This window comes from Paenibacillus sp. FSL A5-0031, from assembly GCF_001956295.1.
Classification (GTDB): Bacteria; Bacillota; Bacilli; order Paenibacillales; family Paenibacillaceae; genus Pristimantibacillus.
Map to the genome: position 1 here is coordinate 24,271 of NZ_MRTD01000022.1, position 23,955 is coordinate 48,225.

Sequence of the window (23,955 nt, forward strand, 5' to 3'; positions counted from 1 at the left end):
CCTTATGCGCCGAATTGAGCTTGGTGAAGCCTGCTGTAAGCACCACGCGCGTCGAGCAATTCATCATGATTGCCTTGCTCGGCAATCCCTTGCTCAGCTACAACTACGATGCGGTCAGCATTCTTGATCGTAGCAAGACGATGAGCGATAACAAGCGTCGTTCTGCCGCGGGACAGCTCAGCAAGCGCTAGCTGAATCGCCGCTTCCGTCTCGGTATCCAGCGCGGATGTCGCCTCATCCAAAATAAGGATCGGCGGGTTCTTCAGAAACATTCGTGCAATGGAGAGCCTCTGCTTCTGTCCTCCCGACAGCTTAACCCCTCTCTCGCCTATCATTGTATTCAATCCCTCAGGCTGCGATAAGATTAACTCCTCCAGCTGCGCCTGACGAGCGGCTTGCATAATTTCTTCCTCCGACGCTCCGAGCTTGCCGTAAGCAATATTTTCTCGAATCGATCCATCAAAGAGGAACACATCCTGCTGCACAATCCCAATGTTGGAGCGCAGTGATTCAAGCGTCATATCCCGCAAATCAATGTTGTCGATCGTAATCGAGCCTTCTTCGACATCGTAGAAACGCGGAAGCAAGCTGCATAACGTTGTTTTCCCCGCTCCCGATGGCCCTACAAGAGCTACCGTCTCACCTGCGCGAATCGATAGGCTGAGACCTTGCAGCACCTTATCTTTATTCTCATAACCAAACGTCACTTTGTTAAAGCGAATATCACCTTTGAGATGGCTTACCACTTGTGCATTCGGCGCATCGGCAATATCTGGTTCCGTTTCGAGCAATTCCAAATAACGTTTGAATCCGGCTATTCCTTTTGGATACGTCTCAATGACAGAGTTGATCTGTTTAATCGGACCTAAGAATACGTTCGAGAGCATTACAAATGCGATAAACTCGCCATAGCTCATATCGCCTTGAATAACGAACCACGTACCGCATACGAGTACAAACAAAGAAATGAGCTTCATTAGAATAAAGCTGATTGACGAGTTCCATGCCATCACGCGATATGCAATGAGCTTCGTCAAACGGAAACGACCGTTATTTTCAGCAAAACGTGCCATTTCATGCTTTTCATTTGCAAACGCTTGAACGACACGAATGCCGCTCACGTTATTTTCAACGCGTGCATTGTAGTCAGCGATATCAGAAAACATCCGATTAAAGGCTGCTGACATTTTACGGCTGAAGTACAGTGACAAATAAATCATAAGCGGTATAATAATAAAGGTCATTAACGCAAGCTGATAGTTAATGCTCAGCATAATACCAAACGCACCAGTCAGCGTCATTAAAGCAATAAATAAATCCTCCGGCCCATGATGGGCGATCTCTCCAATATCCATCAAGTCATTTGTCATCCGCGATACCAAATGTCCTGTCTTGTTATTGTCGAAGAAACGGAAGCTCAGCTTTTGTACACGATCAAACAGCTGCTTGCGCATATCGGACTCGATGTTGATTCCGAGCTTATGTCCCCAATAGGTAACGACATAATGCAGCGCAGAGCTGAACACATAAATGACTAATAGTCCGATACAAGCATACAAAATCCATTTCCAGTTGCCGCTCGGCAAAAGATCATCCACAACCCGGTTAACGGCAAGCGGAAAAGCAAGCTCAAGCAATGCAGCCAAAATGGCGCATGAAAAATCTAAAATAAACAGCTTCTTGTAGGGCTTGTAATAAGCAAAAAAACGACGCAGCATATCCAGCTTCCTTCCTAATCTATTTTATGACACATTCAATGATAACCATTATCATTTGTGGCTAATCTATCGTAGAACAAAAGGGTAAGGGGAGGCAATGGACAAATGTGATCATTTTTTTGTACAAAATGAAGCAACATCATCCGGAAAGATGTCATGATTTTGTAGATGTCATGTCCTTTTCTCACCATTTCATGCCTAATACAGCTGTGCTAAAGTAGAATCACTACAATGAAATGAGGGATATTGAAATGACAAGAACGATCCGAATCGGAATTATTGGAAGCGGCGGTATTGCAAGAGCGCATGCTTCAGCTTATAAAAAAATGCCTCTTCACGTGGAAATCGTGGCGGTGGCAGACAGCATAGCAGGAAAAGCGCAAGCTTTTATTGATCAAGAGGAACTTGTAAACGCCGTTGCTTTTGATGATCATAAGAAATTATTAGAGCTTGACCTAGACGGCGTCAGCATCTGCACACCAAACTTTGCACATTCTGAAACTTCAATAAACGCTTTGAATGCAGGCAAGCACGTGCTCGTAGAGAAGCCGATGTCTGTCACACTCCAGCAGTCCATCGATATGGTCGAAGCCGCTGAACGCAGTGGAAAAATTTTGACGGTTGGCTTCCAGCCGAGATACGATCCCAATATGTCGTTGATTCAAGAAATTGTTCAATCGGGAAAACTTGGTAACGTTTACTTTGTTGAAACAGGCGGCGGCAGACGGCGCGGTATGCCTGGCGGCACTTTTATTTCCAAAGAGCTTGCAGGTGCTGGCGCAATGGCTGATATCGGCTGCTATTCGCTTGATATGGCGCTTAATGCGCTCGGCTACCCTAAGCCGCTTACTGTATCGGCATATACATCAAATCATTTTGGAACAAACCCGAAATACCATCGTGAAGCGGCCAACTTTGAAGTTGAGGATTTTGGCGTGGCGATGATCCGTCTTGAGGGCGACATCGTTCTCAATTACAAAATCAGCTGGGCTATGCACATGGATTCATTAGGTGCGACAATGTTCCTTGGAACTGACGGCGGCCTTAAAGTCACTCCAGCAGGCACAGGCCCTTGGAGCGGTGTTTGGGATGGTAGCGTAGGCAGCATGACGCTTTATCACGATGTCGTTGATCAGCATATCCATTCGACTATTCCTGTTATCCAACATGGACTAAACTTGTTTGATGAGAAAGTAAGAGACTTTGTTGCAGCGATCGCAGAAAATCGTCCAGCTCCTATTCCTGGAGCAGAAATTTTGTACAACCAAGCGATTATCGACGGTGTGCTCCGTTCAGCTGCAAGCAAGCGTGAAGTTACAATAGAGCTGCCTTAAGCTCATCACACACAAAAAATGGCGGTGCAAGATTACTCTTGCCCGCCATTTTTGTATTCTTTTCTAAGCTTTCGACCGCAAGTAGAAAAAAAGAAGCAATCATTTCGGCGGGTATCCTTCCATACATTAATCTATAACCTGTAAGACGGAAAGGAGCCTGCAATGTACAGCAATCAAATTTACTATACCGCTATTCCTATTCCCTGCAAAAGCGTGTCCACGATTGAAGTTTTGGGCGAAGGGATCGTTACAGCTGCTCCAGATACAGCCTTGGTTATCCTTGGTGCTGTTACCGAAGGCAAGGAGCTGCAAGCGATACAAGCTGAAAATGCACAAGTTACAGCAGATATCATACAATCCCTTCTCGATTTAAGCATCCCGCGCGAACATATCCAAACGAATGATTATCGTATCGAAATGATGTATGATTTTCCGGACGGAAAGCAAGTCTTTCAAGGCTACAAAGTAACTCATCTCCTGCAAATCACCATTGATCAAATTGCACTCACTGGAACTGTAGTAGATACCGCCGTTTCTCACGGTGCCAATACAGTCACTTCCATTCAGTTTTCGGTTTCCGATAGAAAACCGTTGGAAAATGAGGCCTTGTCGCTTGCTGTCCAGAACGCCCGACTGAAAGCTGCTGCTATCGCAAATGCATTAGGAACATCCATTTCTGCAGTTCCCAGCAAAGTTCAGGAAGTCTCAAATTCATCTGAACCCTTCCCTATCCAGAGAACCTTCCAATCCGATGTTATGGTCACACCAATCGAGCCTGGACAACTGAAGATTTTTGCGGCTGTTCGTGCATGGTTCGCGCAAATCACATAAAAAAAAGAAGCCGCTCCATCCCGGAGCGGCTTCAACCCATTCTAATTATACAGATGAAATAATGCCGCGGTTACTATTTTTTGCGAAGTTGATAATGGACTCATATTGCGTTTTAGCAATGCGACGGTCAGACATGGGAAGCTGAGGATTTTTGACTATCTCGGCTAGTTTCTTAAGCTCATGCATTTCCTCAGTTGTCACTTTGACCGTTATTTTCCCCACACGCTCCACCCTCCTTCGATATTTTTGTAAAAAATCGATTAGTCAAGCAAAAACGCCTTCGGCGTCCTTTAGACGCTGAAGTAGCTTTGACAGTGAAATATAAGATAAGTATGAGAAAATGATATACTTTCTTATATTTAAGCAAAAGGATTATCAGCTATGGTCATTATACGCAAAACTTAAGTAAACTTGCATGTTATTTCGGTGGCGTTTGCGGATTTGAATCATCTATTTCTTCAGGAAACAAATCAGCAAACTCTTTGTTCTGCTTGCTCTTCAGGTAAGATAAGCCTGCGTAGCCTGCCAGCAATGAACTGCTCACGACTGCAAAGTTGTCCGATGTATTGGCCATAGCCAGCGCTGTTTTTGCTAATATGCCTGTTCCGATTGCGATCAGCAAATCGCCGAGAAAGCCGAGATCAAAAAATATCTTTTTTTTCGCATTGCTATGATCTCTGAAGCCGATGACAAAAATAACAAAATAATAACAGCGCTGAATCCACTTTACTAACCAATTTGAAGAAAGGGATAATCCTTCTTCATCATATTCTATGACGAGTTTCGGCATTTCGATAATCCCATTTTTCACAAAATGTCCGATGAGGCCGCCTACTAAGCTCATGGAGATTGATAAGCCAAACACCTGAATAAAGGCTTGAAAGCTTGAAATAACCATCGCCGCATGACCACCTTTCAACAACACTCGTTTGGCAGCACTTTTTGGCACTACTCTCACTTTATGTTGCTGATGCATGGTTCACGACTATTATTTTTTGGTTCCATCCTCAAAAAGCTCTAACAGCATGTTTGGAATGGAGCCGCTTTGATTATTCATGATCAGCCGAAGCATCTCATCGCCCAGATCATCCTCACGCTCTTCTTTAATGGCTGCGATCTCATTATGCAGTCGCTCCATCTTCTGGTCCAGCGCGGATGCAGAATCTGCTGCTTCTTTTAGTTCATTCAGTAAGCGAGGAGGTATCGCCTGTTTATATTTATAATAGATTTTGTGCTCCAGGCTCGCCCAGAAATCCATCGCTATCGTTCGAATTTGAACTTCTACACACACATTTTCCACTCGATCCGATATGAACACCGGCACCTCAATGAGCAAATGCAAGCTTTGGTAGCCGTTTGGCTTCGGATTTTTTATATAGTCTTTAACCTCCAATAAGGTCAAATCACTCTGATTGCTTAACATGTCGCTAATCCGGTAAATATCAGAAATAAAAGAGCAGGTTATTCGCAGGCCTGCTATATCTTTTATGTGATTCCGAATGCCGTTAAAAGAAAGCTCGCTTTGCTTCCGATATAGCTTTTCGACAATGCTTTTAGGCGACTTTAGGCGCGAGCTTGTATGCTCAATCGGATTGTATTCATGCAGTAAATGAAATTCTTCCTTTAATATTTCGACTTTTGTCTCAAGCTCTTGAATCGCAAATTTGTACATCATTAGAAACCGTGTGATTTGCTGCTTCATGTCTTTCATTTTTTGCATTTGATCCATAACCATACTTCCGTATTCCCCTTCCAATTCTTGCTGCTGAAATGTTTCGATTAGATCCCGCTAATCATCTAGCGATGTAAATATTCGTCTCAAATGCTCCAAATCCTCTTGCGAGATCCTCTCACTCATATATCGGATAATAGCATCATCATTTTCATTAAAAGCCTTCACAAATTGTTTGCCTTCATCTGTAATTTCCAAATAAACGACTCGTCTATCATCCTCGCTGCGATTTCTGCGAATAAGCCCTCTTTCCACGAGCTTGTCCCCGATGAGCGTAACCCCGCCCGCAGTAACCAAAAGCAATTCAGCTAGGTCCGTCGACTTCATGGGACTTTGTTTATCTAAATGTTGAAGCATTCTTGTTTGATTAATGGAGAAGCTGCAATCTATTCCTTTATACCATTCGGTTTTTAATTTTTTGTAAACAACCTTTAATTGCGGAAACAATTCTTTCCATTCCTCGTAGTTGTTCATGTTCCACCTCATTTCTGTTGTTTTGTTGACTTCCTATCATAATAATAACTATAATTACGTAGGTAACCTAATTACTTTATAAAATAAGTTCACCGAGGTGAATCCAATGTCCGCAGATAAATATGAAAATGTGACAGACTTAATCGATGTTTTCCATAAATTCGCTAAAGCCGACTGGCGGAAAAAAACGATGTGGGGCGGTCTTAAAGCGAGCGAGGTTCGAATGCTCGTATGTGTGAAAAAAAGCAATGATAAAGGTTCAACAGGAACGACAGTTACAGAAATCAGCAAATTGCTGCAAGTCACCTCTCCAACCGTTACACAGATGCTTAATAGCTTAATCGCATCTGGTCATGTGGTTCGTACATCCGATAACATAGATCGAAGAATTACCGAAATAAAATTAACGGAGACTGGCGAAGAAATTGCCCAAAAAGCAATAGACCGTTTTATCTCCATGTTCAAAGGCTTGATTGATCATTTAGGCAAGGAGCAAAGTGATCAGCTTGTCGTCATGTTAAACCAAGTATTCCACTATTTGGACTCTGCCAAAACAAATGATGACTTTTAATAAACAAAGGGATTTCACTTCCTGCAAAGCTGCAGGAAGCGAAATCCCTCCTATAGGAGCCGCTCTTATTAATTATTAAGAGCAGGCTCTTTTTTCAACTTTTCAGATGGCTCTACAGTAACTGCTTCTTTCTTGTCAGAAGAGCGAAGCGGAATTTCTTTCAAGAAGAACACGAGTACAAACGCGACGATCAGCAAGGACATACCGAACAAAAATACAACCGTCAAGGAATCGCTTAGTACCGAGCGAACCATCTCGATGATGTGAGTGAACAAAGGCTGAATTTGTTCCGGCAGCGTCGCATGAAGCTCCTTCAGCTTCGGTTGATCGAGCAGCATTTGCGGGTTAAGGAAACTAGACAATTTCTCAGCTGTAGCCGCATCTACTTGACTTAAATCAGGTCCTTGCCCTGCTGCGACAGCATCCTTCAGCTTACTGGTTAAAGTGGAGTTCATAACCGTACCCATCACTGCAATACCAATCGTACCGCCCAGGTTACGGAACAACGTAGCTGTTGCTGTAGCCACACCAAGCTGTGAAGGCTCTACTGCATTTTGAACGGTTAATGTAAATACTGGCATTGAAATACCAAGTCCAATACCAAATACGATCATTGCAGCAACCGCAACGCCAACATTAGTCATGAATGCCATCATAAGCATACCCGCGACCATGAATGGCATACCGATAAGGGCGAATCGTTTGTATTTGCCTGATTTGGAAATCCAACGACCAGACATTGCACTTAGGAAAATCATGGCGATCGACATCGGCATGTTTACAAAGCCCGAGTTCGTTGGTGAAATACCAAGCACACCCTGCACGAAGAATGGCAGATACATCATCGCACCCATCATGCCGGCATTCATAAGGAAACCGACGGAGTTGGAGATCGTTACAATGCTGTTTTTAAACATCGACAAAGGCAATACTGGGCTTTTGGCTTGACGTTCTACAAGAATCAATAGAACTAATAACACTGCCGCAGAGGCGAACATGCCAATAATTTGTGGCGAGCCCCAGTCATATTTTGTACCTGCCCATGAGAAGCCGAGCAGCAATGCAATAAGCATTAGTGAAAGCAATAATGAACCCCAATAGTCAATGGATTCCGTTGTTTTACGCGCTGTTTTTGGAAACATGGACCAAATCATACCAAATGCAATTATGCCAAGCGGTAGGAAAATCCAGAAAATCCACTTCCAAGCGATATGATCGACCATAAAGCCGCCTAATGTTGGCCCAATTACACTTGAGAAGCCGAATATGGCCATCATTAATCCAGTCCATTTCGCCCGTTCTCTAGGTGCAAACAAATCACCAACCGCCGTAACGGTTGCTGACATCAGAATACCGCCGCCTATACCTTGAATACCACGATAAGTGATGAGCTGGAATACCGTAGTTGAAGTGCCGCATAAGAAGGCTCCGATTATAAATAACACGATACCGACTAACAAAAACGGCTTCCTTCCGTAAATATCCGAAAGCTTACCTACAAGTACAGTAGCAATCGTTGATGTGAGCATATAGATGGTAATAACCCATGTGTAATACTCGATGCCACCCAAAATGGCAATAATGCGCGGCATAGCCGTACTTACGATTGTCTGATTGATAGCTGCGAAAAACATAGCTGCCATCAGAGCAATCATGATTGTTAACTTTTTCTTCTGACTCAGTTGCTCCATATGCTCTGCACTCCTAAACATTTTTATTTATTATGGCCTATTGGCCGCCAAACTACTTCGCGAAATAGTTAGGTTGCCTACCTATTAGACAATGATACAATAACTTTAGTACTAAAACAACTGTCAATTCATTGTCGTGCTGGATACACTTAAATAAGATTAAATCGTTTAAAAACGCAAAAAAAACAGGTCAAGAAATACTTGACCTGTTTTCCTGTCATCTATATTAATCGCCTAGCGGAAACCAGCCTGGCGTATGAACAATTGCCTGCCAGAGCGGGGTAGGAACGACCAATCGATCTTGATCATCCTTGCTGAGCGTTGTTTTTATTTCCGATTCGCGGCCTTCTTGCACCTTCTCGACCCAATCCGGTTCAACAATAATTTCGCGGCCAATCGCAACAAGCGGAATGCCGATATCTAATGCCTTTACAGCATCTTCTGGGGTATGAATGGACCCAACGCCAATAATCGGTATTAAGTGACCTACACGATCTTTAATCCATTGCATACGCGTTTTCGTTTCTTCAGCGCCTCGTTTAGGCAATGACCAGAAATCCATTAACGAAACATGAAGATAATCGAGCTCTTTGTTGGTAAGCTCATCTAGAAGCCTAAATGTATCCGACATGGTAATACCAGGCGTAGTCGCCTCCTCAGGGGAGAAGCGATAACCAACTAGGAAAGGTTTTTTCGCATAGGCAGCAACCACTCGCTTCACTTCATCAACGACGGCTAATGGGAAACGCAATCTGTTCTCAATATTGCCTCCCCAACGATCCTCACGTACATTGGAATGCGGAGAGAAAAATTGTTGGACAAGATAACCGTTTGCACCATGAATTTCAACACCGTCGAACCCTGCCTCAATTGCTCTTCTAGTCGTTTCTCCAAAGTCGCGAATAATTGATTCAATTTCCTCATCTAATAACGCTCTAGGTGTAACCCCAGCGTTCTGCTCCGAAGCTACAGCGCTCGCACTTACCACATCACCATTTGGCACGAGGTTAATTGGGCATTCTCTGCCGCCATGAAAAATTTGAAGCACCGCTTTGGCGCCCTTTTCTTTAATTGTTGCTGCCAAGCGCTGTAGACTCGGAATCATGTCATCGCTGTCGCTTGCAAATTCGCCGTGAAATCCTTTTCCGTTTGGTGAAACGTAAACACAAGCTGTAATGACTAGGCCTACTCCACCCGATCTGCGGCTATAATAGCTCAGCTCCGTCTCCGATACCGTTCCGTCTTCGTTTGCTGAGAAATTAGTCATTGGTGCCATAACAATCCGATTTTTTAACTCAACACCGTTCTTAAAGGTCAATTGTTCAAACAATGGCAAATAAGTTGATTTCATTTATTTCATCTCTCCCGTTATCCTCTGTTTATCTAACTAACTGTAACTTTTTTGTATACTGTAATATTATTTCATACAGTTAGAGATGTCAAGCAGCAAAAAAAGCATCCCAAACCATAAGGCTTAGACATGCTTTTTCTACTCTTCCCCATTAGTCTTGCTTATATAAATACTCGACTTCACTTCTATTGATGTATAGATTCCAAAATTGTTCTGCAATTTCATCTGGATCATAGAAGCTTGCTTTGGCAACAAAACCAGCAATCGTTACGGTACCAACATAAATGCCATGCGGTTGTAGTTCTTGTGAAAGTGAGAAAGCAAGAGAGCGAATGCCCGCTTTACCGATCGACAATGAGGACAATTCAGCGGCAGGTGCCAGCGCCAATCCGCCGCCAGTAAACAGTATTGCTCCATTCTTATGCTCAATCATATGAGGAATGACTTGATTCGCGCTCGTTAACGCCCCAACAACATTTACTTTAAACTCCTCAAGCAGCTGCGTTTCAGTTAAATGTGTAGGTGTAGCCTTAGATATGACAGCCGCATTATAAACCAGAACATCAGGGGAACCATAAAGCTGCTTAATTTGTTCAAATGCAGAAGTTAATGATGATGAATCGGCTGCATCAGCTTTAATACTATAAGCTTCAATCTTGCTATTATTGAGCTCCTTCGTATAGGTTTCCAGAGCATTCGTGTTCCTCGCTGCAAGCACAACACGAAATCCTTCGTTACCGAACTTCCTTGCAACACCCGCACTTACACCTGGTCCAGCGCCAACAATTACGACTAAAGGTTTGCTCATCTCGCTCTCTCCTTCTAGTTAAATCATATAATTTCCAGTTTATTGCACTTGTAGGTAGAGTCAAATTTTATCATTTTTCGCATCATTCCTCTAATTCAAATATTTTATATCCTTAATACGAAATCGCTCTGTTGTTTCAAAACAAATAGCTCCCATATTCAACTACACTGCAGAACTCACTGTGTGTAATTGATTATAGAGAGCTTCGTTTATTTTACGATTGACTTCTAAGCGGTTGTTGAAGATGATTTGGTCTTCTCAAGCTTTGTCTGCAAAGCTGCTTGATCACGTGATGGTCTGAATAGCAAATAATACAAGCCAACAATGATTGCAGCCAAGATTGCTAAGGAAAAGAAAATATTACTATATAGGTATGCCCCGTTATGAATGGCAAATGGGTTAAAATGGACTGCCGTTTGCTTCAAATCCAGCATCTTGCCGATAATGCTCGTTGTCATTGCTCCCGAAATAAAGTTAAGCAAGGACATGAGCCCCATCCCTACTCCAATTTGCTCCTTGGCAAGCGTTCTTGATATCGTGTTGGACATCGCAATTTGCATAAAGGTTTGACCTATATTGCCGAATATTAACAAAAACACGATTAGATATGGCGATAATCCAACAAACATTGATAACAAAATAAAACAAGTAAAGCTTAATGAAATCGCAAGGTATACTAAAAACGAGTTGCCTTTCTCATCTGCAAGCCTGCCTCCGCGACGCCCCATCAATGCAGAGGTAATAGCTGCAGGAAACATGACAAAGCCGATAATCGCAGGGGACAACTGGTTAAGACCCGCCAAAAACTGTGGGGTTACAAAAGGCATGCTAAAGCTTAACGATGTAGCTAGAAAGGTCATGATTAAGCCAAACGTATATTTCTTATTGCTGAACAGCTTGGGCTGGATAAACGGCTCAGACGCTGTTCGAATGCGCACAATAAATAAAACAAGCGTTACAGCACCGCCAAGAGCAATAAACCAACTTCCAACTGAAATGGACATCAGTAATAATGCGACGGATCCTCCAAGCAGAATGCCGCCCAAATAGTCAATTTTTTGAGCTTTTCCTCTGTCGTTGTCCAAATATTTTCTAAAGAACGGAAGTGCAATCAGCGGAATGACTGATATTAAAAATAAAAATCTCCAATTGATGAAACTTGTAACGATTCCGGCAACAATGGGCGCGAGTGCGGTTCCAAGAGCAAGACCCGCCGCAACCGTACCTAACGCCCTGCCACGCTTCTCAGGAGAGAAATAACGTACAGGGACAATCATCGCAGTAGCTGGGATAACGGCTGCCCCGCTTGCTTGCAGCACCCTCCCAAGCACGATCATCCAATATTCAGAAGCGAGCAAACCTACAATCGATCCAAGTGCAAAAATAATTAATCCGAAGGTCAATAGATCCTTTAACCGGTATTTGTCCGCGAGCTTTCCGTATGTAACGGAGCCTACTGCAAAAACGATCATATAACCCGTAATCAGCCAGCTCACCTGTGAGGCGGTAATGCCAAATTCCTTGCTGATGACAGGCATAACAACATTAAACATTGAAGCATTCATAATGGAGAAGACTAATGTAAAAGCTAATATAGGCAGCAGCTTTTCGCCTATTTTTTGTTTATCTGTAACTTCCATATCCCGTTACGTCCTTTCCTGTTTTAGAATGCATGTAGTTTGAATTCAAACTATATGTCCGAATATAACGAGCGTATCGCTTATTCATACGCTTTAATGATTTTTCTGAGTAAAACATGTAGAAGTGCCGCTTCTTCCTTGGTTAGCAAATGGTCCGATTTCTCTTTCGCTTGTGCAACAGCACTTGAAGCTTTCAAGGACATTTCTACCCCTTGCTCGGTTAAATAAATTCTTTTCATTCTTGCATCCGAGTCATGCGCACGCCTTACAACCCAGCCTCTCTTCACCATCCCGTTAATTAAGCTGGTTACACTCGATTTGTCTATAAATAGCAGCTTCTCCAAGTCGGCATTCATCACGCCTGGTTTCATGGCGAGCAAATGAAGCGACTGTGATTGCTGAGGAGTGAGGCTGAGCGGCCTGAGCGAAGTTTCAATCTCACGCCGAATATTCGTAAATGCCAGCTTTATAAGCAATGTACTGCTGTCCTCTTGCTCCCAAGGAAAACGAGTAATGTGATTGTCTTCTCCCATTCAGAGCACCGCCTAAACTAGTTTGAATTCAAACTAATAATAAGGATGTAAGATTGCTTTGTCAACGAAAATTAACTGGACTGCGCTCGTTAATCTCCTTTTTCTAGTCTATAACTTCAATTCTCTTGTTTCATTTCATATAAAAGAGGTTATAAACAATAGAATTAACTGCATATAATCAAATAGCTTGTTTCACATTACAAGGAGGATTCAATCATGGACTATATTATTAACAAAACATTTAAAAACGTGGATGTATACTTTGACGGCTCTCATTATATTGGCTGCTCATTTATAGACTGCACGATTCATATAACATCACTGCGTTTTAACTATGATCGCTGCACGTTCTCTGGTTCAAAATTCAAACTCAGCCCTAAAATGCTTATGCTGAGAAACGTTTATTCATTATTGCCTTCATCTATAACTGGATAAACGAATGTACAAGCCTAAACCTAATGTCCAGCTTCAGGGAAACTAAAGTTTAAAAACTTTAATGCCTCTGAGCGCTGGGCATTTTCTTTTCCCCCCTTAAAAAAGATATTCCATCGCGTTCACATTTCGGTTTAATTTCCTAATTGAGGAAACATTAATGAGTAAGTAGGCTATACTTTATGTGTCCCACATGGCAAAATAATGAAGAGTAAGGGACAAACCATACATAAGGGGAATATTAATGAAATGGATTCGCGAAATAGCTTACAAGCTGCATCTAATTAAGCTTGTATCCATCCTATACCGTACAAGAGTACTGCGTTATCTATTGCCAGTTGCCATTATCGCCTTTGTATACTTCGAAGGAAAAAAACAGTTCCGTGAGATCCACTGGGGAAGAATGATCCATGAGTTTCATCACATGCACCCCTTCACGATTTTTCTTCTGCTCAGCTTCTCCATGCTCGCTGTCTCTGTCATGAGTACTTATGACTTGTTGATTCGCAAGCATTTTCATTTAAAGATTGGAATTTGGGATACGATTCGTTATGGATGGATTGCAAACACCTCTAACAATTTGATTGGTTTTGCGGGTCTTACAGGTGCAGGCCTGCGATCCATTCTATATCGAAATCGAGAGGTTCCCATCGGCAGTATTGCTGCTTCTGTTGCCTTTCTTTCGACGATAACGTTCACAGGACTATCGCTGCTAGCATGGCTGTGTATTATCGGCATTTTCCCTGTTCAAGCATTGTTGGATGCTCATCCATGGCTCACCTATGCGATGTGGGCAATTGCACTGTATTTACCGCTATTCGTGCTGCTTCAAAGAACCTCGCTTTTCTCCAAATGGATTAATCGGAATCGAGGACAATTGACTTGGCGCATTATGACCGCTTCTGTTGGTTCATCCTTTTTGGAATGGTTTTTTGCTGGGATGACCTTCTGGCTTATTGGAGCAACATTTATTCCTGAACTTACATTTACAAACGCGCTTGGAATTTATACGTTAGCAGCAATAGCCGGCATTATAAGCATGGCGCCTGGCGGTATCGGTGGATTTGATTTAACGGCTATATTAGGCTTACAGCTGCTCGGCTTTCCACCTGATAAATGCGCGGTCATCCTTGTTCTGTTTAGAATTCTGTATTATTTTGTACCATGGTTAATTGGCCTTATGATGGCCGCATTCGAGTTTCCTATGAACCGGAAACGAACGGAGCAGTCTGATAGCGGCATTATGGATCGAGCATTAAATATTTGGCAGAGCGTATGGCGCTGGCCGGGACAATTTGCGTTTATCGGCGAGGTTGGGGCATGGTCACTCGGTAAGCTTGTATTTGCGAGTGGGGTCATATTACTGCTGTCCGCGGCGACACCCGCTTTACTTTACAGGATACATTTCACGGAAGAACTGGTTTCGTTTCAAATTATGAGGCTGTCCCATCAATTAAGCATCATCATCGGCATTATGCTGATCATGCTGTCTCGCGGCATCTCACTTCGTGTGAAGCGAGCCTATTATTGGACACTCTTCCTGCTTTGTGCCGGTTCCTTCTTCGCACTTGCCAAAGCGTTTGATTACGAGGAAGCTATATTTCTTCTCATTGTCGCTTTGCTGTTATGGATTTCAAGACATCGATTTTATCGTTTGGCTATACCCGTAGGAATTTATAATGTGCTAGGCTGGGGGTTTATTACACTCTTAATCACCTATGGCTATTACCTCATCGCATCCCATTCGTATCCGGCATTTCTCAAACATCTGCCAAGAAAGGCTCACACCACTTGGCTGATAGATCCAAGCCAGCATACGATAGCTGCGATATTTGGTCTCTTGGTTGCTTGGCTCTTCCTATCCTTGCTTTATATGTTTCGTCCTAAGCCGCTCGCCGTTTTAGAAACAGCCGAGGATGAACAGTTGAAATTAAAAGCTTTTCTTGAAAAGGAACAAGGAAATTTATTGACGCATATACTCTTTACCGGTGACAAGAGCTTCTTCTGGGCGATAAATGATCAAGTGTTAATACCCTATGCGAAAATTCGAAATAAACTTGTTGTGCTTGGTGATCCTTTAGGTCCCAAAAGCATGATTAGTGAAGCGATACAACAGTTTCAGCAATTTGCCGATCAATTTGCGGTAGAGGTTGTATTTTATCAGACGACACCTGACTATTTACCGTTCTATCACGAAAACGGCTATCGCTTTTTTAAACTGGGTGAGGAAGCATTGGTTCATCTGGACAATTTCACGCTTGTCGGAAAACAAAATGCCAGTCTTCGGGCAGTTAAAAACCGCTTCGAACGTGAAAATTTTCAATTTGAAATCGTACATCCGCCTCATGATAAGCAGTTGTTAAAGAAACTGTCGTTCATCTCTGACCAATGGCTGGATGGAAAACATGAGAAGGGTTATTCTCTCGGATGGTTTGATGAAGATTATTTGCAGCTCGCGCCCATTGCGCTATTAAAAAATTCAGATGATCAAATTATTGCTTTCGCTTCTTTGACACCTGCCTATGATGATTCGACCTTATCTGTAGATTTAATGCGCTATTTAAAATCCACCCCAAATGGAACGATGGATCAGTTGTTCATTTGCCTTATGGAGTGGGCAAAAACAGAAGGGTATGCGCAGTTTAATTTAGGGATGGCTCCACTTTCGAGTGTAGGCCAGAGCCAAAACGCAATAAAAGAAGAGAAGCTGGCACGCATTCTGTTCGAGTATGGCGGAAGCTGGTATGGCTTTGTTGGACTCCGGCGATACAAAGACAAGTTCTCACCACATTGGGAGCCGCGCTATTTGGCGTATCCTTCGACAGTATCATTACCGCTATTGCTTGTCGAGCTGGTACGGTTAATCTCACGGCATCCAAACAAAAACAAATAAAGCAAAGCCCATGGAATCCCATGGGCTTTGCTTTATTTATAAAACAAGCTCTAATTAATGCTGCCTACAAGCTTCATAACGGCGTCTCGCGTTAATTTGTTACCGCCAACTGCAATGAGGTTAATGGTTGCATGTGCCAGCGTAAGCGGAATTTTGCAAAACTCTAGCGCAGGACCACCTTTTAAATCAGATATATACGAATCCGCCAACTTCAGGTTGCGGCGCGTGTACTTAATCATTTCTTTTTGTCCCCAGCCTTCAGGGAAAAAGTCTACGCCACGTTCAAGATCCTCTGTGCGATTACGCAGAATGTTTACGGCTTGTAAGCCTCTTCCGAAAGCAACTGCTTTGATTCGGTCTGATTTCGTGCCATCGTGCCAGAACCATATGTCAGACAACATTTCCCCCACCATACCTGCAACACTATAAGTATAATTATCCAGATCCTCTTCCGTTCGGATATCCCAGCCTTCATGAACCCAATCAGCCATCTGCTTGGCCATTGTCGCTGTATGGTTATAAACGACATTCGTAACCGTCGGAGGACATAAAAGCGCCCATTCATGAATTCTCATCGTAACTTCCGGCAGTGTTTCTGCATAAGGAGAAAGGAGTTTTTGCGATTCATTAATCACATCATCGGAACTAAACGCATCATGAATGCCAAGCAATAATTCTGCTTTCACCTCATCTGCTAGCGTTTCATGATCCTCAATTTCATCAATTGCTCTCATACACAAATAAGCGGATGCAACTGCATCCTTTAAACCTGACTTCAACCTGCTGATGGGAATATAAAAAGTACGACTTGTTTGCTTTAACATGATCATCGCATCATTCAAAATAAAAACTCCTTCATTATGGCAGCTTTACTTTTAACTTGTTTTAATCGTTAATAATATAATACCATACATGGATTTAGATGTGCACCGCAACTGTGATTTCCTGCGTTTATCCTTCTTGATTTAGGAAGAACCTGTAATCGTATCCTTAATATCGGAGGCTTTTGGCATAATTATTCAGTTAGGATGACACGTTTCCCTCTCCTTTCATTTAAACGCAGACTTACTTCCTGAAACGATACCCTTAATAAAACACAAAATCCCGAATGTTAAACTCATCCTATTGAGTGTTTAACTTTCGGGCTGCAAAAAAGATGAGCTGTGAAACAGCAGTTTATTTATAATAAGTGGCTTCTTATATTCTTACTTTAAAAATAACATTTTCAGCTGATAACCTATTAAGAAGAACGTTTCTCTTAAAAGAAAAGGAAGCTTAGTACCCAAACTCTTGTAGGCTGACGTCTGAGTTGGTGAAGAGTAAGCATCCATCCCTAAGTGTCTAGTCATAACAAAAGCACGCTTCATATGCAAAGGATCGCTGACGATGGTAAAGGTATTGATTTGTTGTTGTCGTGCTAACGCATGAGAATTAGCTAAATTTTGTTCCGTGATTTTTGAATGCTCTTCAAGAACAATATTCTCCCCCGGCACCTTATACTGCATAACATATCGTTTTGATACTTCTGCTTCAGACAAGGAATCTCCCTTACCTGTACCTCCAGTAACGATTATTTTCTTTATGTATCCATTGTTATAAAGCCAAATGGCATGATTTAATCTGTTCTCTAGAACTGTCGACGGTTTATCGTCCCAGACTGCTGCCCCAAGCACAATTGCGGCATCTGTGTGAATGAGTTCATTCACCTTTGCAAACGAAATAATGCTCCATACTGCATAGAGAATATAAACAAAACATAAAAGCACAGCAATTGCTGTGCCTTGTATAAGTCTCCTTCTCACTGCTGTACCCTCCTAACATGGCATATAGGTTTATAGGTCACCTTTATGGCCGAATATATTTTCTCCGAAACTCTCGAGGTGATTTCTCATACTTTTTTTTAAACGCTCGTTCAAAGTTAGGCAATGTATTAAAGCCCGCGGCATAACATACTTCCGTTATCGGCAAGATTGAACTGCTGAGCAATGCAGAGGCAAACTGAAGCCTTTTTCCTTGTAGATGCTCTTGAAATGATGTACCTGTATGCTTTTTGAAGCATTCGCTAAAATAATTCGCTGAAATTCCAGCATATCTCGCTATTTCATCTAATGAAAGCGGCTCTCGAAAATGATGTTGTATATAGATGATCGACTTTCTAATGGAAGAAGGGATTGTGCTGATGGCTACATAGTCGTCAAGCAAGCGCTGATGCCCGTTATTTCTATAGAGATGGATGAGTATTCTCTCGAAACTTCCCTGCACCAGCATGCTGCTGCCTAGCTGCCACATCTGTGATTCATTCCAAATCCGAGTAAATTCCATTTCAATTTCACTAGCACTCTCGTCATGAAAAGTATGCAAATGGAGCGATACCTGTTCAAATAACATTTCTGTCAGCTCTGGGCGGATAAATGATTCATCAAAAATAAGATTAAACAAATGAATCGTTTGTCCTTCATCTGGGATGATCTCATGGAAATCTGCCGTTGTCAGCAGAAAAGTCATTCCTTTCTCTAAAGGAAATGGCTCTCCGTTTATAACATGAGTTCCTGTGCCAGACACAACAAAGCCCATTTCAAAAAAATCATGCCAATGGGCAGTAATTTTGTTATCGATCACATGTTTGAAAATCTTATAGGGGGATGACAAGGTCAAAAAGTTTTTACCAAGCAATCTCTCAGGTGTTAATTCATACTTCATGACGATTTCCCCCTATCAGACTTTTATTGGTCAAACCATTCGGCATATTTGGCAGCCATATAATCGGTCATCCATTGATTTACTTCTATTAAATCAACAATAGGCTTATTGGTAAAGGGCACCGTCGGCATATAATTCGGTGGACCGAACTCTGCTGTAAATGTTGTCCAAGTTCTTTCCTGCGCAGCTTGTTTCATAAAAATCCGCTGCCACCAGCCTGTAAATAAAGCAAGCTCCGATGCGTATTCAGGTGCGCCAGGATGTGGAACTTGAGGTCCCTGCGGAAATCCGACACGGCCATGAACATGTATGCTGCGATCAATAGCAAGAGCAAGCTCATCCGAATGATTATCCAGATGCGACTCACATACGTTCACCCAATGGCTGAAGTCTGCAGTGATGCGCAAGTCAGGAAAACGCTTCAGCAATCTTGCAGTTGTCCAGGGTGTAAACATCGCTCGGCTGCGATGGGTTTCATGCCCGACCTGCAGACCAGACCTTTGCTCAATTGTAAGTGCTCCTTCAAAAAAACGATCCTGCTCAGCTTCTGACATGCTATCTCTAGCGCTTTGCGAGTTAATAAACAGCGGATTAAAATCCGTTGCTCGCATGACTTGTTTCTCGAAGCTATCGAGATGGTCATCATGTGTACTTACCTGCGCGATGAAGGCCAGCTTATTTGTTTCCAATGCCGCTTTAAAGGACTTTTCTTCAGAGGCAGGCGGCAGCGGCGCTTCTATTCCAAAATAACCTGCTTCTGCTGCATATGTCAAAAGCTCCTCATAGCTTCCCTGCATTCCCCACAACGCTTTTATTCGTCTCAATTCCAATACCTGTCCCCCCTTTTGTTAAGCCTATTATACATTGACAAAAGGATTGCCGGCTAAATCTTTTCCACGCGCTAGCCAGATTTTATGACCACGGTTCTTTTCAGTATAGACTTGCGCATCCGTTGAGAAATAACGCATCGTATAACCACAGCGGCGGAATTCACTTTTGTTAGGAGCTGCACCATGTATGATGCGAGAATCATGCACAGAGCACTCGCCTGGCTCAAGCTCGAAATAAACGGCCTTTGACTCATCCTTATTGCGAATTTCCGTATCGAAAATATTGTCATTGCCATCTACCTGCTCGTACTCTGAGAAACCATTGTTATGCGTTCCCGGAATGACGCGCATACAGCCATTTTCCTTAGAGCTGCGGTCAATAGCCAGCCATACGGTCACAATGTTATCAAATCGGCTAAGTCGTCCGTTCCAATACGCGGAGTCTTCATGCCATGGCGTTTGCTTGCCAATAAGCGGCTCTTTGCAGATGAAATGACTAGACCACAAGCCAATGTTAGGACCAATTAAAGGCTCTACCAGATCTAGCACTTCATCGCTTAATAGAAACTTAAGTAGTCGCTCATCACGGAAATGCGGGGTATCGAGCTCGCTGTTCAGCTTCCGGCCTACAAGCTCCCATTGCTCCTCAAAAATATTAGTCAGCTCCGTCATCTTATCTGCGCTAAACAACTGCTTCTTATGCAGCGCGTAACCATTTTCCTTATAAAATTGCACTTCTTGCTCCGTCAATGTAGATATCGACATCCATATCGCCTCCAATAAAAGTGGTGTACTGCTATGAAATGATCATAACGGAGCAGGAGCAAACTTACTTCTTATCCCATCGGCAAAAGTATGCATATCTTCTGATCCAACTGCTCGCTTATCCAGAAATTAAATTTAATATGCAAAGAGCCGCATCCTAATGGACGCGGCTTATTCGTTGTTTATCCTGCAATATTTGGAATGCATTCTTGAACAATAAGATTCCTTTTCCTTGCTGGAATCCTTATATGGACAGTTGTTCCAATACCAATACGACTGAATATGGAAACCCCATATTCTGAACCATAGTGAAGCTTGATTCTCTGGTCGATATTTCGAATCCCATATCCAATGTTTCCTTTATCTAGCCCGCTGAATATTTCATCAATTCGCTCCTGCGGCATTCCGAACCCGTCATCGATTATCTTATAATGCACTGTGTTTTCTTCCATATAGGTAACAATCCGAATATGAATGCGATCTCCGCTCCATGCGTGCTTAAGCGTATTTTCAATGAAAGGCTGCAAAATAAGCTTCACCGTCTCAAAATGCCATATATTCTCATCAATCTCGAATAATACTTCCAGACGTTTCCCGTACTTCACCTTCTGTATGCTTACATATGCGTTTGCCTGCTCCATCTCCGCTGCGATTGGGATCATCGTACGGCCTGAATTCAGCGTAAGCCTATAAAACTTCGCGAGCTCCAACACCATTTTTTGCAGTTTTTCATTTTCCCCGAATTTTGCGAGCTGGTTGATCGATGAAAGGGTATTGTATAAAAAATGCGGATTGATCTGAAGCTGCAGCATTTCCAGCTCAGCCTCTTTTTTCTGAAGCTGCGTCAAATATACCTTATTAATTAATGCCTCTACATCCTCGCCCATTCCGTTTAGCGCCGTTGCAATTTGAGAGAATTCATCCTTCCCTCTGTAGGCAATTCGCTTATGCAAATCCCCCTCGCGGAAAGCATTCAACACCGACACAAATTTTAAGATTCGTTTGGAGAAATATCGTGAAATAAAGACACCCGCAAACGTTAACAAAACGAAGCTCAGTACGCAGATAAAAATAATAAATGCCCGTACCTTCGCAGCTTCCTGCTCGATAATCGTTAGTGGAACTTGCGCCACTAATGTCCAATTCTGATTGAGCAATTTCTCTTCTATTCTTAAGTATTCTTGCTTATCGCTATTTTCATTTGTTGATACATTTTTGTTTATTTTCGAAACTGGTCTGGTTGAGCCTTCCGGAAGCTGCCCAGAGGAGAAAATAACGTATCCCGTAGAATCCACGACAGACAGCTTGCTGCCGTCGCCAAGCTTCGAGAAGTCAACGCTATTAAACAGCTCCTTCATCTGAACGCTAAACCGCATAATAGCCAGCTCTTCAACTTCCAATGGATTATCGGTGTCGACGATACGTCGTATCATTGAAATACGATGATCTCGTACATCCTCTTCGACCTGTTTCCACTCCATAGTCACGCCGTATTCTTCTTTTGGAATGGATTTGTACCATAACTTATCCTGAATGCGGCTCATATGATAAATATCATAGGTTTGCTCTTTGGATTCATCGTTATCGGAAGCATTGTCTTTCTTCCATCGATTCTCATAAATTTGGTTCACCGTTTTATTATGAAAGTAGACAGACAACCTTAAATTCATCCCAATAGATTTCGAGGCGCTTTCTAGCTTTGGGCTAATGATCTGATTCATTCGATTTAAATTTGCAATGCCTATTTCATCAACTCGAATGCTTTGAACCAGATTATAATCATCATAGAGCGTAGACGATATTCGGACAATATCATCTAGTTTATATTTCACGTTGTCGCGCATTTGCTCCATCGTTCCTTCAATATTCATACGCGTCTGCTTACGCATGGAAGAGTCATACATCGAATGTGACACATAGAAATTGACAACAACCAAAATAACGATAAAAATCATATAGGACAGCATAAGCTTGTATCCGATCGGCATATATCCGAGTCTCTTTCTATTCTCCCGGACTATTTTCATCTAAAGCTCCCCCATTAATGATCAATTCTCTCTCTTCCGATATTCCATAGGCGTCATGCCAAACTTCTCCTTAAATTGTCGGCTAAAATAGGGAAGATAACGATAACCAACCTGATCGGCAACTTCATAAATTTTTATCCCGGGTTGATTGAGCAGTTCACATGCTTTCTCCATACGCAAATGCACGAGCAGTTCATTAAAGGTATGACCTGACTTTTCTTTTATTAAAAACCCCATATAGCTAGGCGAGAAAGAAAACTGCAGCGCCATATCTTTAAGCGTGATATTCTCACTCATCCTCTCCTTAATTGACTTCGTGACGCTGCGTATAAACTTGCTGTCTTTCATAACATTTTTCTTCTGCAGGCGTTCAGAAATTTCATATAAAAGCTTTACAAGCCAAGATCGTATATCGTTAATCGTTTCGAATTGCATTAAAACTTCGAGATGGTGAATATCAATGCCTAGCAGTTCAAATAAATCCTCATTCATTTCACTTAAATATTGATCCAGCTTCCATATAATATAGCTGGTCATATGATGAACAGTAAATCTGGAGCGAAGACTAGAAGCCGATGCAAACAAGTTCTCAAATTCGTCGTAAATCCGAACAAGCTCATATCCTTCCATGGCCTTTAATAGTGCTTTCATTCGTGTATCCAGAATCCGAGCGTCCAGCATGCCTGGCTCCGCTCTGACCTCTTCATATTTGATGATATCCCCTTTTCCAAGAAACATTTTGCCTTCAACAGCTTCTATCGCTTGTCTGTAGGATACTTGCAGCTGTTCTATCGAATGAACCGCTTCACCGAGGCCGGTTGTTATCGATACCGTTAGATGCTGCGAAAGCGCATCGCATAACGTTTTGACGGTTTGACCAATAGCTTTGTCTTCCAGTAATATAGCAATGCGTTGAGATGACAGCTTGCAGTATGGAAGCATCCCTATCTTTTGAATTGTTTCATGTACAATTTGAAGAGAGTTGCGCGACCATTCTCTCTGCGAAGATGCGTTCTCGGTTTGTCTCAACGACTGATTATCCAGTTCCATAATCGCAACACGGATAGGCCAGTTCAATTGATCGAAGCCATAGTGTAAAATCAGCTTGGACATGGAAACGCCCTCTGTCGTTTCCAATCCTTCCAACACATGAATCAAAAAGTCGCTTTTGGCAATCGGAATCATTTGTTGATAGGCTTCTTCCACTTCACGCTGCTTGTTCTCCTCATCAAGATCCTGCTTCACCTTTAACAAAGACGACACCAATTCATTGTCATCCATTGGCTTTAGTACATAATTGTAAGCCTTTAAAGATAACGCCTGCTGTACATAGCTGAACTCCTGATAGCCGCTAACGAATATAATACGCATATTAGGCTTGCGTTCGAGTGCAATTCGGGCAAGCTCAAGTCCTGACATATAAGGCATATTAACATCGCTGACTAATATATCGATGGGCTGCTCATCTATGATTTCGCATGCTGATAATGCATTATTTACGCTGCCCTTCACTTCCATTCCAAGCTCAGACCAAGGAATAAACCGTTTCATTCCTTCCAGATCGAGTTCTTCGTCATCGACTAACAATACCTTATACATAAGAGCAGCTCCTTCAAGTTAACAAA

Annotated in this window: 22 protein-coding genes; 5 read left to right on the top strand and 17 right to left on the bottom strand. The window is 42.4% G+C overall.

Going from position 1 to position 23,955, the window contains the following annotated elements:
- Window positions 1-2: 2 nt before the first annotated feature.
- The gene (locus BK120_RS28535; RefSeq protein WP_076270895.1) at window positions 3-1,718 is read right to left on the bottom strand and encodes an ABC transporter ATP-binding protein; all 1,716 of its coding nucleotides are present in this window, start codon (window positions 1,716-1,718) and stop codon (window positions 3-5) included.
- A gap of 251 nt (window positions 1,719-1,969) precedes the next feature.
- Here BK120_RS28535 and BK120_RS28540 point away from each other — a divergent pair, with 251 nt between their 5' ends.
- Window positions 1,970-3,052 carry a Gfo/Idh/MocA family protein gene (locus tag BK120_RS28540; protein ID WP_076270896.1) on the top strand — a complete coding sequence of 361 codons (1,083 nt, stop codon included), beginning with the start codon at window positions 1,970-1,972 and terminating at the stop codon, window positions 3,050-3,052.
- A gap of 162 nt (window positions 3,053-3,214) precedes the next feature.
- Window positions 3,215-3,883, top strand: a complete 669-nt coding sequence (locus tag BK120_RS28545; RefSeq protein ID WP_076270897.1) for an SIMPL domain-containing protein — start codon at window positions 3,215-3,217, stop codon at window positions 3,881-3,883.
- Between the two features lie 45 nt (window positions 3,884-3,928).
- Here the strand turns inward: BK120_RS28545 and BK120_RS35575 are convergent, their stop codons facing one another.
- The 4 genes from BK120_RS35575 to BK120_RS28560 form a co-directional block, all read right to left on the bottom strand.
- Window positions 3,929-4,105 (bottom strand): hypothetical protein, encoded by a 177-nt coding sequence (locus tag BK120_RS35575; RefSeq protein WP_161807520.1) that lies wholly within the window; start codon window positions 4,103-4,105, stop codon window positions 3,929-3,931.
- A gap of 196 nt (window positions 4,106-4,301) precedes the next feature.
- Entirely contained in the window at window positions 4,302-4,859 is a 558-nt protein-coding gene (locus tag BK120_RS28550) for a hypothetical protein (RefSeq protein WP_144376882.1), read from the bottom strand.
- A gap of 12 nt (window positions 4,860-4,871) precedes the next feature.
- Entirely contained in the window at window positions 4,872-5,618 is a 747-nt protein-coding gene (locus BK120_RS28555; protein WP_076270899.1) for a GTP pyrophosphokinase, read from the bottom strand.
- 54 nt (window positions 5,619-5,672) lie between these two features.
- Window positions 5,673-6,089 carry a MarR family winged helix-turn-helix transcriptional regulator gene (locus BK120_RS28560; RefSeq protein ID WP_076270900.1) on the bottom strand — a complete coding sequence of 139 codons (417 nt, stop codon included), beginning with the start codon at window positions 6,087-6,089 and terminating at the stop codon, window positions 5,673-5,675.
- A gap of 106 nt (window positions 6,090-6,195) precedes the next feature.
- Here BK120_RS28560 and BK120_RS28565 point away from each other — a divergent pair, with 106 nt between their 5' ends.
- Window positions 6,196-6,660: a MarR family winged helix-turn-helix transcriptional regulator gene (locus BK120_RS28565; RefSeq protein WP_076270901.1), complete on the top strand. Its 465-nt coding sequence runs from the start codon at window positions 6,196-6,198 to the stop codon at window positions 6,658-6,660.
- Between the two features lie 68 nt (window positions 6,661-6,728).
- Here BK120_RS28565 and BK120_RS28570 read toward each other — a convergent pair whose 3' ends face one another.
- The 5 genes from BK120_RS28570 to BK120_RS28590 all read right to left on the bottom strand — a co-directional run bounded on the left by BK120_RS28570 (window position 6,729) and on the right by BK120_RS28590 (window position 12,683).
- Entirely contained in the window at window positions 6,729-8,351 is a 1,623-nt protein-coding gene (locus BK120_RS28570; RefSeq protein ID WP_076270902.1) for an MDR family MFS transporter, read from the bottom strand.
- Window positions 8,352-8,577: 226 nt separating this feature from the next.
- Window positions 8,578-9,702 (bottom strand): NADH-dependent flavin oxidoreductase, encoded by a 1,125-nt coding sequence (locus BK120_RS28575; RefSeq protein WP_076270903.1) that lies wholly within the window; start codon window positions 9,700-9,702, stop codon window positions 8,578-8,580.
- Between the two features lie 151 nt (window positions 9,703-9,853).
- On the bottom strand, window positions 9,854-10,510 hold the full coding sequence (locus BK120_RS28580) for an SDR family NAD(P)-dependent oxidoreductase (RefSeq protein ID WP_076270904.1): 657 nt from the start codon (window positions 10,508-10,510) through the stop codon (window positions 9,854-9,856).
- A 227-nt stretch (window positions 10,511-10,737) separates the two neighbouring features.
- Window positions 10,738-12,150, bottom strand: a complete 1,413-nt coding sequence (locus BK120_RS28585) for an MFS transporter (RefSeq protein ID WP_076270905.1) — start codon at window positions 12,148-12,150, stop codon at window positions 10,738-10,740.
- A gap of 80 nt (window positions 12,151-12,230) precedes the next feature.
- Window positions 12,231-12,683, bottom strand: a complete 453-nt coding sequence (locus BK120_RS28590) for a MarR family winged helix-turn-helix transcriptional regulator (RefSeq protein ID WP_076270906.1) — start codon at window positions 12,681-12,683, stop codon at window positions 12,231-12,233.
- 216 nt (window positions 12,684-12,899) lie between these two features.
- Between BK120_RS28590 and BK120_RS28595 the strand changes: the two genes are divergently transcribed.
- Together BK120_RS28595 and mprF are read left to right on the top strand one after the other, a co-directional pair.
- Window positions 12,900-13,118, top strand: coding sequence for a hypothetical protein (locus tag BK120_RS28595; protein ID WP_076270907.1), 219 nt, complete (start codon window positions 12,900-12,902; stop codon window positions 13,116-13,118).
- 241 nt (window positions 13,119-13,359) lie between these two features.
- Entirely contained in the window at window positions 13,360-16,008 is a 2,649-nt protein-coding gene (gene mprF, locus BK120_RS28600) for a bifunctional lysylphosphatidylglycerol flippase/synthetase MprF (RefSeq protein ID WP_076270908.1), read from the top strand.
- A 50-nt stretch (window positions 16,009-16,058) separates the two neighbouring features.
- On the opposite strand, the gene BK120_RS28605 is transcribed toward mprF, so the two are convergent.
- From BK120_RS28605 to BK120_RS28635, 7 genes are all read right to left on the bottom strand, one after another.
- Window positions 16,059-16,838, bottom strand: coding sequence for a squalene/phytoene synthase family protein (locus BK120_RS28605; RefSeq protein ID WP_076270964.1), 780 nt, complete (start codon window positions 16,836-16,838; stop codon window positions 16,059-16,061).
- Window positions 16,839-17,213: 375 nt separating this feature from the next.
- Window positions 17,214-17,810 carry a YdcF family protein gene (locus BK120_RS28610; RefSeq protein ID WP_076270909.1) on the bottom strand — a complete coding sequence of 199 codons (597 nt, stop codon included), beginning with the start codon at window positions 17,808-17,810 and terminating at the stop codon, window positions 17,214-17,216.
- A 43-nt stretch (window positions 17,811-17,853) separates the two neighbouring features.
- On the bottom strand, window positions 17,854-18,708 hold the full coding sequence (locus BK120_RS28615) for a helix-turn-helix transcriptional regulator (protein ID WP_076270910.1): 855 nt from the start codon (window positions 18,706-18,708) through the stop codon (window positions 17,854-17,856).
- Window positions 18,709-18,731: 23 nt separating this feature from the next.
- Window positions 18,732-19,538, bottom strand: a complete 807-nt coding sequence (locus BK120_RS28620) for a sugar phosphate isomerase/epimerase family protein (RefSeq protein WP_076270911.1) — start codon at window positions 19,536-19,538, stop codon at window positions 18,732-18,734.
- A 27-nt stretch (window positions 19,539-19,565) separates the two neighbouring features.
- Window positions 19,566-20,303 carry a phytanoyl-CoA dioxygenase family protein gene (locus tag BK120_RS28625; protein ID WP_083682577.1) on the bottom strand — a complete coding sequence of 246 codons (738 nt, stop codon included), beginning with the start codon at window positions 20,301-20,303 and terminating at the stop codon, window positions 19,566-19,568.
- A gap of 182 nt (window positions 20,304-20,485) precedes the next feature.
- Window positions 20,486-22,330: a cache domain-containing sensor histidine kinase gene (locus BK120_RS28630; RefSeq protein WP_076270912.1), complete on the bottom strand. Its 1,845-nt coding sequence runs from the start codon at window positions 22,328-22,330 to the stop codon at window positions 20,486-20,488.
- 21 nt (window positions 22,331-22,351) lie between these two features.
- Window positions 22,352-23,929 carry a response regulator gene (locus BK120_RS28635; protein WP_076270913.1) on the bottom strand — a complete coding sequence of 526 codons (1,578 nt, stop codon included), beginning with the start codon at window positions 23,927-23,929 and terminating at the stop codon, window positions 22,352-22,354.
- Window positions 23,930-23,955 lie beyond the last annotated feature (26 nt).